Annotated in this window: 9 protein-coding genes; 1 reads left to right on the top strand and 8 read right to left on the bottom strand. The window is 63.0% G+C overall.

Annotated features, from left to right (window positions below; translation table 11 throughout):
* Positions 1 to 227: 227 nt before the first annotated feature.
* From PSEWESI4_RS03775 to PSEWESI4_RS03740, 8 genes are read right to left on the bottom strand one after another with little or no spacing between them, the layout of a single operon-like run.
* Positions 228 to 1,805 (bottom strand): AAA family ATPase, encoded by a 1,578-nt coding sequence (locus PSEWESI4_RS03775; RefSeq protein ID WP_187669844.1) that lies wholly within the window; start codon positions 1,803 to 1,805, stop codon positions 228 to 230.
* A gap of 17 nt (positions 1,806 to 1,822) precedes the next feature.
* Positions 1,823 to 2,920, bottom strand: coding sequence for a 3-dehydroquinate synthase (aroB, locus tag PSEWESI4_RS03770; protein ID WP_187669843.1), 1,098 nt, complete (start codon positions 2,918 to 2,920; stop codon positions 1,823 to 1,825).
* 50 nt (positions 2,921 to 2,970) lie between these two features.
* Positions 2,971 to 3,489 carry a shikimate kinase AroK gene (aroK, locus tag PSEWESI4_RS03765; protein ID WP_187669972.1) on the bottom strand — a complete coding sequence of 173 codons (519 nt, stop codon included), beginning with the start codon at positions 3,487 to 3,489 and terminating at the stop codon, positions 2,971 to 2,973.
* Positions 3,490 to 3,494: 5 nt separating this feature from the next.
* The gene (gene pilQ / locus PSEWESI4_RS03760) at positions 3,495 to 5,561 is read right to left on the bottom strand and encodes a type IV pilus secretin PilQ (protein ID WP_187669842.1); all 2,067 of its coding nucleotides are present in this window, start codon (positions 5,559 to 5,561) and stop codon (positions 3,495 to 3,497) included.
* 55 nt (positions 5,562 to 5,616) lie between these two features.
* Positions 5,617 to 6,114: a type 4a pilus biogenesis lipoprotein PilP gene (gene pilP, locus PSEWESI4_RS03755; protein WP_408004272.1), complete on the bottom strand. Its 498-nt coding sequence runs from the start codon at positions 6,112 to 6,114 to the stop codon at positions 5,617 to 5,619.
* A 26-nt stretch (positions 6,115 to 6,140) separates the two neighbouring features.
* On the bottom strand, positions 6,141 to 6,764 hold the full coding sequence (gene pilO / locus PSEWESI4_RS03750; protein ID WP_187669840.1) for a type 4a pilus biogenesis protein PilO: 624 nt from the start codon (positions 6,762 to 6,764) through the stop codon (positions 6,141 to 6,143).
* The gene (gene pilN / locus PSEWESI4_RS03745) at positions 6,761 to 7,333 is read right to left on the bottom strand and encodes a type 4a pilus biogenesis protein PilN (protein ID WP_187669839.1); all 573 of its coding nucleotides are present in this window, start codon (positions 7,331 to 7,333) and stop codon (positions 6,761 to 6,763) included. Before pilN ends, pilO begins: the two co-directional genes overlap by 4 nt.
* A complete protein-coding gene (locus PSEWESI4_RS03740; protein WP_187669838.1) occupies positions 7,333 to 8,397 on the bottom strand; it encodes a pilus assembly protein PilM in 1,065 nt (354 codons plus the stop codon). Before PSEWESI4_RS03740 ends, pilN begins: the two co-directional genes overlap by 1 nt.
* Before the next feature lie 186 nt (positions 8,398 to 8,583).
* Here PSEWESI4_RS03740 and PSEWESI4_RS03735 point away from each other — a divergent pair, with 186 nt between their 5' ends.
* Positions 8,584 to 11,025: a penicillin-binding protein 1A gene (locus PSEWESI4_RS03735; RefSeq protein WP_187669837.1), complete on the top strand. Its 2,442-nt coding sequence runs from the start codon at positions 8,584 to 8,586 to the stop codon at positions 11,023 to 11,025.
* Positions 11,026 to 11,113: the final 88 nt, after the last annotated feature.

The following is an 11,113-nucleotide window of genomic DNA, read 5'->3' as shown; positions in this document are numbered from 1 at the left end:
AATGAAAGGAGCAAGTCATTCGACCGTGCTAGCCGATCCGCGCCCATTCCAGCGCCACATAGGTGGCGCCCGATCTCACGACCTCGAGAGACGGAAGGCATGACGCAGAGGAGCGGAGCGACAGCCGAAGGTGCGCCCGGGAGCGAGTCAGGCGGATGGGGAAGCAGTACTCCGCGCATCGGCAGCAGGCTGTTTCCCAACCTGCTGCCGACGACTGCGGCAGGGTCTCAGCGCGCCTGGGCTTCCTGACGGATGCTGGCGAAGGTCTTCGGCCAGGGCTTGCCGGCCTGGACCTTGGCCGGGAGGGTGCGGATCGCCGCCTGGGCCGCTTCGCGGGAGGCAAAGCTACCGTAGGTCACCACATACAGCGGCTGCCCCTGGTGGATCTTCTTGAAGTAGCGGTAACCGTTGCCCTGCTGGCGCACGAATGCCTGGGCGCTGCTCTCCGAGCGGGTGCCGAGGATCTGCAGTGCATAGTGCGAAGCCGCCTGGCTGCCGTACCAGTCGCCGCTCGACGCCGGCGCTGCTGGCTTGGCCGGGGCGGCAGGCTTGGGCGCAGGCGCCGCGACAGGTGCCGCGGGCTTGGCGACGCTCGGCGCAGGCGTCGGCGCTACCGGGGCGGATGGCGGCACGCTCGGCGCAGGAGCGGCCGGAGCTGCTACTGGAGCTGACGGCGCCACTGCTGGAGCGGTCGGCACGGGGTCCGGCAGTACGACCGGCGCCACAGGCTCGCCAACTCCCGCCTCCTCGCCATCCGCCTGACCGGCGGCCTGCGCCAGCGGCTGGCGAATCACCGGCTGGGCCTGGCCCACCAGAGGCAGCGGCAATGGCTGGCTGGAACCGGCGAACTCGATGGCCGGACCATCCTGTCCTGGCGCCGCGGGCTGGGTTGCCCCGCCCTGCTGGCTAGTGGCAGGAGCCTGGGCAACCGCCGAAGCCTCCGACTCGGGCGTCGAACTGCCCTTCATCAACCAGGCGGCCAGTACCGCGATCACCACTATCCCCAGGGCCAGCAGGTGTTTCTGCGGCAACTTGAGCGCCAGACCGCCCGAGCGCTCCGAACCGCGCTGGGCGAGCATCGCGTCGATCAGCGTTTCACGCGCCACCTGGTTGATCAGCCCCGGCCACCCCTTGGACTGGAGGTGAATATCGGCAAGCTGCTCGTCACTGAACACATCCAGCCCCTGCCCAGCCCCCTCCAGGCGCTGCTCCAGGTATTCCACGGTCTCGTCTTCGGTATAGGGCTGCAACTCGATGGCATGGAAGCGCTCACCGCCCTCGGCCAGCAGTTCGAGACGCGGCAGCAGCGACGAATGACCGAACAGGAAGACGTGCGGCCGCGCATCGGCCTGCCCACCCGCGAGGGCCAGCAAGGCATCGAGCGCCGAATCGTCGAGTTCCTCGGCATCGTCGACCAGCAGGTAGACCTCCTGGTCGGTCAGCGCCAACTGCGCGATCTGCGCCTGGATGCCACGCAGCTCCGCCTGAGGCGAATTCAGCCCCTGCGCCACTTGGCGCAGCAGCCCGCCGGCATCCATTCCGCCGCGCGCCGAGACCACCACGCTCTGCACCGTCTGCTTGTTGGTGCTGGCCACCAGCGCCTGGCGCAACAGGGTCTTGCCGCTGCCCTTCGGCCCGGTGACCAACAGCAGTAATTGGCTGTAACGCGCCAGGTGATGCAGTTGACCGAGCACCGGCTTGCGCTGGGCCGGGAAGAACTTGAACCCGGGCACCCGGGGCGCGAACGGGTCGTGACTGAACTCGTAGTGACTGAGAAACGCCTCGTCGGCATGCAAACTGGTCATGGTGCTCTCGATAGGTCTTAAAGCTGCTCGGCCAACCCCTGGTAGTCCGCCGCCAGGGTGGCATCCAGAATCTCGCGCGGAAAGTCGGCGGTCACCACGGCGTCACCCATCCGCCGCAGCAGGACCAGGCGCAGGCGCCCACCCTGGACTTTCTTGTCGACCGCCATGTGTCCGAGGAAATCCTCGGCCGTCATGTCTTGCGGCGGCACTACCGGCAGTCCCGCGCGTCGCAGCAGGCGTACCCCACGGTCGCGCTCCTCCGCACTGATCCAGCCTAACCGCCTAGACATCTCCAATGCCATCACGGTTCCCGCCGCCACCGCTTCGCCGTGCAACCAGACGCCATAACCCTGGTGCGCCTCGATGGCGTGACCGAAGGTATGCCCCAGGTTGAGGATTGCCCGCAGCCCCGACTCCCGCTCGTCGACACCGACGACCCGGGCCTTGGCCGCACAGGAACGCTCTATCGCCTCGCTCAGGGCCTGCTGGTCGAGCCCGCGCAGGGCATCCATGTGCTCTTCCAGCCAGGCGAGGAAAGGTTCGTCGCAGATCAGGCCGTACTTGATGACCTCCGCCAGGCCGGCCGACAGCTCTCGCGGCGGCAGCGTCGCCAGGCTGGCGGTGTCGATCACCACCGCCTTCGGCTGGTAGAACGCGCCCACCATGTTCTTGCCCAGGGGATGGTTGATGCCGGTCTTGCCGCCCACGGACGAGTCGACCTGGGACAGCAGCGTGGTCGGCACCTGGATGAAGTCCACGCCCCGCTGGTAGCAGGCCGCCGCGAAACCGGCCATGTCGCCCACCACGCCTCCGCCAAGCGCCACCACCGTGGTGCCACGCTCATGTCGGGCACCCAGCAGGCCGTCGAAGATCAACTGGAGCGTTTCCCAGTTCTTGAAGGCCTCGCCGTCAGGCAACACCACGGTCGCCAGCTCGAAACCTTGCAGCGCCTCGGTCAATCTGGAGAGGTAGAGCGGAGCGACCGTTTCGTTGGTCACGATGGCGACCTGTCGGCCGCCGATGTGCCGCGCGAACAGCTCGGGCTGATCCAGCAGGCCGGCACCGATATAGATGGGATAACTACGATCGCCCAGATTTACATGGAGAGTGTGCATGCGGCCCCCACAATGAAAAGGGCCTTAGGATAGCGCAATTCCACCAGGCATTAACGCGGCTGCAGCGTCTGGAGACGCTCGAGAATCTCCTGAACCACCATGCGTGGAGGACGCGTATCGGTCTCGATGACCAGATCGGCGATCTCCCGGTAGAGCGGATCGCGGATCGCCATCAGGTCGCGAAGCACCTTGCCGGGATCGGCCGTTCGCAGCAGCGGCCGATTACGATCCCGCGCGGTACGATCGATCTGCTGCTCGACCGAGGTATGCAGGTACACGACCCGGCCACCGGCACGCAGTGCCTGGCGGTTGTCCTGCCGCAACACCGCTCCGCCGCCCGTGGCAAGCACCACGCCGTCCAGGCCGCAGAGCTCGGCAATCACTGCATGCTCACGGTCACGAAATCCCTGCTCGCCCTCCACATCGAAGATCCAGGGGATATCCGCCCCGGTCCGATGCTCGATTTCCTTGTCGGAATCCTTGAACGGCAACTTCAGCTCTTTCGCCAACAAACGCCCGATGGTGCTCTTTCCAGCCCCCATCGGGCCAACCAGAATCAAATTTCGCACGAAGATCAACGGCTCACTGCAATCGCCTGGCTGTTCATGATACGCGGAGTGAGGAAAACCAGCAGCTCGGACTTCCTGTCAGTGATGGTATCGCGCTTGAACAAGCGACCGAGGAACGGCAGGTCCCCGAGGAACGGCACCTTGTCGACGGATTTGGTCTGGGTATTGGAGAACACCCCACCGATCACGATGGTCTCGCCATCGCTGATCAGCACCTTGGCATTGACTTCGTTCTTGTTGATCGGCGGTACGCCGTTCAGGGCATTGGCGAAATCCGGCGCATCCTTGGTGACCTTGACCTCCATGATGATGCGGTTGTCCGGGGTGATCTGCGGGGTCACCTCCAGCGACAAGGCAGCTTCCTTGAAGGAGGTGCTGGTCGCACCGCTGGAACTCGCTTCCTGGTAGGGAATCTCCGCGCCCTTCAGGATCTTGGCGGTTTCCTTGTCCGAGGTGACCACCTTCGGCTGCGATACGATCTCGCCGTTGCCGGTCTTCTCCATCGCCGACAGTTCCAGGTCAAGGATGGTGTTGTCGGTGATGAAGCCCAGGTTCAGGCCGGAAGTCGCGGCGTTGGCGCCCAGATCGACGAAGGTCCCGCCCTGGATTTCCAGGGGGTTGGTGTCTTTGATCAGGCTGTTGGTGCCGCCGACGACCCAGTTGTTGTCGCCGACGCTGACCCCACGCCATTCGACGCCGAGGGACTTGTCGTAATCGACGTTGGCTTCGACGATACGCGCCTCGATCATCACCTGGCGCACCGGGATATCCAGTTGCGACACGATGCGGCGCAGTTCGTCGAGCTTGTCCTGGGTCTGGTAGGCGATGATGCTGTTGGTGCGGTCGTCCACGGTGATGGAGCCGCGCTCATCCTTGCCGGCGTCGCCACTGGTCACCGACTGGAACAGCTTGGCGATGTCGGCGGCCTTGGCATAGTTCACCTGGATCAGTTCGCGGCGCAGCGGCGCCAGCTCGGCGATCTGCTTCTGCGACTCGAGTTCCTGGCGCTCGCGAGCGGCGATCTCGTCGGCCGGAGCCACCAGCAACACGTTGCCGACCTTGCGTTTGTCCAGCCCCTTGGTCTTCAGCACCAGATCCAGGGCCTGGTCCCACGGTACGTTCTGCAGGCGCAGGGTGATATTGCCCTGCACGGTGTCGCTGGCGACCAGGTTCAGGTCGGTGAAGTCGGCGATCAACTGCAGTACCGAGCGTACATCGATGTCCTGGAAGTTCAGCGAAAGCTTCTCGCCGCTGTAGGCGAAACTCTCCGCCTTGCGACGCTCGGCATCCTGCTGGCTCAGCGGCTTGATGCTGACGGTCAGCTTGTTGTCGGTCTGGAAGGCCAGGTAGTCGTAGAGGCCCGTCGGCTCGATGACGATGCTGGCGCTGTCCGCGCCGCCGGTGGCGCTGACGAACTGTACGGGCGTTGCGAAATCCTTGACGTCCAGGCGAACCCGCAGGTTTTCCGGCAGTCGCGTCTTGGCGAAGTCCAGACGGATCTTGCCGCCCTGCTCCTTGATATCCGGGCTCACCGACGGATCGGAAAGCTCGATCACCACGTTGCCTTCACCCTGCTCGCCGCGCTGGAAGTCGATATTGCCGATGCCACGCTGGGCGGCATAGATCGGCTTGGGCGCGACCGGCGCCGGGGACACCGTGGCCGTGGTCGGGACGGCGGCATGCGCTGCACCCGCGGCGTCGCCAACCACGACGTAGAGGTTCCTGCCGTCGCTGCGCGTGCTGTAGGGAACCAGGGTCGCCAGGTTGATGATCAACCGGGTGCGATCCTTGGCCTCGACCACGGTCACGCTGCGCGCGTTGCCCACACCCAACTCACGATTCTTGGTACCGAGCTTGTTCTTCACGCCTGGCAGGTCGAGCGCGATGCGCGCCGGCTGATCGATCGTATAGCCACGGGGAGTGGCCACAGGCTCATCGAACGCCAACTTCAGCTCCACCTTCCCCCCCGGAAGAGCAGCCACATCCAGCGCCTGCAGGTCGGCCGCCAACAAGGCTGGCGACAAGAACGCTGCAATTAAGGAAACGCAAAGGCGCGAAAGAGAGTTGTTCATTCTCGAATTCCGTTGTGCAGACCGGTAATTGTTTTTCATTTCCCCACCCTATTCCTCAAGAGCGCTCTTTCAGAGAGAGGCTTCTCGGCCGCTCCAACCAGCCACCCTCGCCATCGGGAACGATTTCGACGACCTCTATCCTGGCTTCGTCGATCGACACGATGCGGCCATTATTGCGCCCCAGGTAATCCCCGACCTTGACCCGGTGCACTCCCCCTGCACCATTGACCAAGGCATATTTTCCGTTCGTATTGGAAAGAGTTCCGACCATCTCGAAAGTCTCGATGTTGAAACCTTCCAGGAATTGCTTGATCCGGGTTTCATCCGGCTTGATTTCCTTGGAGCCCTTGGGCCGGCTGGTCAGGTCTATCTTGACCGGCGGCTGGAATGGGCTGCGCAAGGCCGAGGCGTTATAAGTGAAAGCCTCGTACGGTTGGAACTTGGGCAATGGCTCGATGGAACCTTTTGGCCGCGCCCGGACTTCATCCATATAGGCCTGGAGGTCCGAGAAGTCGCCGCCGCCCCCGCAGCCGGCCAGGCCAAGGAGAATCACGCCATATAGAGCAACATGGGAGCTTTTCACTTCTGCAGCCCCTTATCGTTATAGCGGTAGGTTTTCGCCAGAATGCTCATGCGAAGTTTGCTGGTGCTGTCTGCCGAAACCGGCTTGATCTCGAAATCGTGCAGCGTAACGATCCGCGGCAGACTCGAAACACCACTGACGAAAGTGGCCAGGTCGTGATAGGCACCAACTACCGAGATTTGAATCGGCAGTTCGATATAGAACTGCTGGGCCACTTCAGGCAGCAGTTTGATTTCCTCGAACTCCAGACCGCTACCCAGACCCGTACGAGTAATATCTTCCAGCAAGCCCGGAACTTCCGTATCGCTCGGCAACTGCCGGAGCAGTGCGCCGAACGAAACTTCCATCTCTTTCATCTGCTCCTTGTAGGCTTCCAGGTTGGCGGCCTGGAATGCCTTGCTGGAGAACTGCTCCTTGAGTGTCGTTTCCTCGGCGCGTTTCTGGTCGAGTTGCGCCTCAAGATCCTTGAGATGGAAGTTATAACCAAGTGCCAGCACTACGATGAGTAGGAGCGCACAAACGATGACTTTGACCGGAGCGGGCCACGATCCCAGATTGTTGAAATCCAGGTCGTTGATATCGATTTTCCGGAGACTGTCCAACGAGTCGGCAAAGCTCATTTCTTGACTCCTTCCTCTTCAACCGACGGCTGGGTCTGCTGGACGGTCAACTGGAATACGTTGGCCTGGTCCAGGGCCCCGGCAGTGACCGCCTTGACGGCGGTGAGGTTCGGCGCATCCAGCCATTCCGAGGAATCCAGGTTGCGCATCAGGCTGGAGACCCGGTTGTTCGACTCGGCCGCCCCCTGGATGGCGATGTTCTTCCCTTTCATACCGAGCGAGGTGAAGTACACCCCGTCCGGCAAGGTGCGGACCAACTGGTCGAATACCCGCCCGATAATGGGGCGGTTCCCCTGCAGGTCCTGGATGATCTTCATCCTTTCCAGCAGTTGCTGCCGGCGGGTCCTGAGCTCGCTGATCTCCTTGATCCGCGCATCGAGCACCGCGATTTCCTTGCGGATGAAATCGTTGCGCGCGTTCTGCTGCTCGATCGCCCCGTTCAGGTACTGGTCGCCCAGGAACACCATGCCCGCGGCGACGACCAGCACACCCACCAGAGTCGCCAGGAACCGCTGCTTGCGTTCTTCCCGTAGCTGCTCACGCCATGGCAGAAGGTTTATGCGTGCCATCAGTCGAAACTCCTCATCGCCAGACCACACGCAATCATCAAGGCCGGCGCATCACTCGCCAGAGCGCCGGCGTTGACCTTGCTACTCAGCGCCATATCGGCGAACGGGTTCGCCACCAATGTCTGGGTGCCGATCTTCTGCTGGATCAGGCGATCCAGATCGGGAATGGAGGCGGTGCCGCCCGCCAGGAGGATGTAATCGACGTCATTGAACTGACCGGCCGCAAAGAAGAACTGCAGCGAACGGGAAACCTGCTGGACCACGGCCTCCTTGAACGGCTGCAGTACCTCGCTCTCGTAATCGTCCGGCAAGCCGCCCTGCTTCTTGGCCAGGCCGGCTTCTTCCACCGAGAGGCCATAGCGACGCTGGATCTCGTCGGTGAGCTGCTTGCCACCGAAGAGTTGCTCTCGAGTATAGATGGTGCGTCCGTTGTGCAGGACGCTGAGCGTGGTCATGGTCGCACCGATATCGACCACCGCCACCGTCAACTCGTCATGGCCGCTGCCGAGCTGCGCGGCCAGCAGGCCATAGGCACGCTCCAGCGCATAGGCTTCGACGTCCACGACCTTGGCGGTGATCCCCGCCAGGGCCAGGGCGGCTTCGCGCACCTCGACGTTTTCCTTTCGGCAGGCGGCGAGCAGCACGTCGACCCGCTCGGAGTTGCGCGCCGACGGACCCTGGACCTCGAAGTCGATCGCCACTTCTTCGAGCGGATAGGGAATGTACTGGTCGGCCTCGATCTTCAGTTGGGTCTCCAGATCATCGTCGGAGAGACCCGCCTCCATTTCGATGGTCTTGGTGATCACCGCCGACCCGGCCACCGCGACGGCCGCCGTGCGGACGCCGCTCTTGGCCTTGGTGAGGACTCGAGACAAAGCCTGGCCGACACCCTCCAGTTCGGCGATGTTCTTCTCGACCACTGCATTTGGGGGAAGTGGCTCGACGGCGTATGCCTCTACCTTGTAGCGGCTACCCGAGCGACTCAGTTCCAGAAGCTTGACTGAGGTCGAACTGATGTCTATCCCCAGAAGCGTATTCGCTTTCTTATTGAAGAGCCCTAGCACGACCGTTTTTTCCTATTGACATCCGCGACTTACGGACTATTTATGTTTTTCCACATTAAATAACAGTCTTGACATAAGCGCAAATGGCTCCCCAGGGGAAAAAGCGCTTATAATGTGAACGGTTTTTCTCTTTCAGCCTTACCTTTCGTTTAACCCGTTCTTTTATCTGGAAATCCGCGAGTCTCGATGCGCCTGCTGAAGTTTGTCTGGTGGTTTTGCGTCACCGTTTTTTGTGGACTGTTACTCAGTTTCAGCGGTGCCTACCTCTACCTCGCCCCCAACCTCCCCTCGGTCGATTCGCTCCGCAGCATCCAGTTGCAGATCCCCCTCCGGGTCTACAGCAACGATGCCAAGCTGATCGCAGAGTTCGGCGAGATGCGGCGTTCCCCCATCCGCTTCGCGGATATTCCCCCAGATTTCATCAACGCGCTACTGTCGGCTGAAGACGACAATTTTGCCCATCATTATGGCGTCGATCTTAGCAGCCTAATGCGCGCCGCCACTCAAATATTGAAGAGCGGACAGATTCAGACCGGCGGCAGCACCATCACCATGCAGGTGGCGAAGAACTACTTCCTCACCAGCGAGCGCAGCTTCTCGCGCAAGATCAACGAAATCCTCCTGGCACTGCAGATCGAGCGCGAACTGAGCAAGGACGAAATCCTCGAGCTCTACGTCAACAAGATCTACCTGGGCAACCGGGCCTACGGCATCGAAGCCGCCGCTCAAGTCTATTACGGCAAATCCATCCGAGACTTGAGCCTGGGGCAGATGGCGATGATCGCCGGCCTGCCCAAGGCGCCCTCGCGCTTCAACCCGCTGGTCAACCCGGAACGCAGCAAGGAGCGCCGTGACTGGATCCTCGGCCGCATGTACAGGCTGGGCAAGATCGACGAGGCGCGCTACCAGGCCGCGCTGAACGAGCCGATCGACGCCAGCTACCACGTCCCCAGCCCCGAGATCAGCGCCCCCTACGTCGCCGAGATGGCGCGCGCGGAAATGGTCGGCCGCTACGGCAGCGATGCCTATACGGAAGGCTTCCACGTCACCACCACCGTGCCCAGCCAGTTGCAGGAAGCGGCCAATCGCTCCGTGCAGCAGGGGCTGATCAACTACGACCAGCGCCACGGCTACCGGGGACCGGAAACCCGCCTGCCGGGCATGACCCACGAGACCTGGCGCAAGGAGCTGGCCAAGCAGAAGAGCATCGGCGGGCTGGAGCCGGTCATCGTCACCCAGGTGGAGAAGAGCGGCATCCTCGTGCTGACCCGCAGCGGCAAGGAAGAAGCGGTGGCCTGGGAAAGCATGAAATGGGCACGCCCCTTCCTCAACACCAACAGCCTGGGCCCGCGTCCCCAGCAGCCGGCCGACGTCGTGCAGATCGGCGACCTGGTCCGCGTCCGGCGCCAGGACGACGGCAGCCTGGCATTCAGCCAGGTGCCCGCGGCGCAGAGCGCCCTGGTCTCGCTCGATCCACGCAATGGCGCGATCCTTTCCCTGGTCGGCGGCTTCTCCTTTGAGCAGAGCAACTACAACCGCGCCACCCAGGCCAAGCGCCAGCCCGGCTCCAGCTTCAAGCCCTTCATCTATGCCGCGGCGCTGGATCGCGGCTACACCGCCGCCACCCTGGTCAACGACGCGCCCATCGTGTTCCACGAGGCCGGCATGGAAGAAGCCTGGCGCCCGAAGAACGACAACAACACCTTCCTCGGCCCGATCCGCCTGCGCGAAGCGCTGTACAAGTCGCGCAACCTGGTATCGATCCGCCTGCTGCAAGCCATCGGCATCGACTACACCCTCAACTACATCACCAAGTTCGGCCTCAACCGCCAGGACCTGCCGCGCAACCTGTCGCTGGCCCTGGGCACCGCCAACCTGACCCCGCTGGAGATCGCCAGCGGCTGGAGCGCCTTCGCCAACGGCGGCTACAAGATCCAGCCCTACCTGATCGAACGCATCGACAGCCGCTTCGGCCAGCCGCTCTACGTCGCCAACCCGCCCACCGTTCCCGATGCGGGCGCCGCGAACAGCCAGGCAGCGCAGGAGCCCGAATCGGAGCCAGTGGCCGAGACGCTCAAGACCTTGGTCAGCACCAATCCCGAACAACCGCAACCGGTGGAAGCCGAACGCATCCTCGATGCCCGCACCTCCTACATCATGACCAGCATGCTGCAGGACGTGATCAAGCGTGGCACCGGCCGCCGCGCCCTGGCCCTGGGGCGCAGCGACCTCGCCGGCAAGACCGGCACCACCAACGAGTCCAAGGACAGTTGGTTCACCGGCTACAACGCCGACTACATCACCACGGTCTGGGTCGGCTTCGACCAGCCGGAAAGCCTGGGCCGGCACGAGTTCGGCGGCACCGTGGCCCTGCCGATCTGGATGGAGTACATGGGCACCGTCCTCAAGGACAAACCGCCGCACCTGCCGGCCGAACCGGAAGGCCTGCTCACCCTGCGCGTCGACCCGCTGAGCGGCCGCGCCGCGCCGCCGGGAACGCCCAACGCCTATTTCGAGCTGTTCAAAAGCGAAGACTCGCCGCCGCCGATGAGCGAACTGGACCCGGGCAGCCATATCCCCGGCGGCCCGCTGCCGGCCGACGATGTGGCGCCGATCGATTTGTTCTAGATAGCGGAGGCTGGAGGCTGGAGGCTGGAGGCTGGAGGCTGGAGGCTGGAGGCTGGAGGCTGGAGGCTGGACAGCGTTCTGGCCATGC

This window comes from Zestomonas carbonaria (assembly GCF_904061905.1).
GTDB lineage: Bacteria > Pseudomonadota > Gammaproteobacteria > Pseudomonadales > Pseudomonadaceae > Aquipseudomonas > Aquipseudomonas carbonaria.
The sequence above is the reverse complement of the archived record's forward strand: the minus strand, read 5'-3'. Positions and strand labels throughout refer to the sequence as shown.

Bases quoted from the DNA above. Each gene is read 5' to 3' on its own strand.
- pilQ (WP_187669842.1), bottom strand. From the start codon at position 5,561: ATGAACAACTCTCTTTCGCGCCTTTGCGTTTCCTTAATTGCAGCGTTC.
- pilN (WP_187669839.1), bottom strand. From the start codon at position 7,333: ATGGCACGCATAAACCTTCTGCCATGGCGTGAGCAGCTACGGGAAGAA.
- PSEWESI4_RS03775 (WP_187669844.1), bottom strand. From the start codon at position 1,805: ATGACCAGTTTGCATGCCGACGAGGCGTTTCTCAGTCACTACGAGTTC.
- pilO (WP_187669840.1), bottom strand. From the start codon at position 6,764: ATGAGCTTTGCCGACTCGTTGGACAGTCTCCGGAAAATCGATATCAAC.
- PSEWESI4_RS03735 (WP_187669837.1), top strand. From the start codon at position 8,584: ATGCGCCTGCTGAAGTTTGTCTGGTGGTTTTGCGTCACCGTTTTTTGT.
- aroB (WP_187669843.1), bottom strand. From the start codon at position 2,920: ATGCACACTCTCCATGTAAATCTGGGCGATCGTAGTTATCCCATCTAT.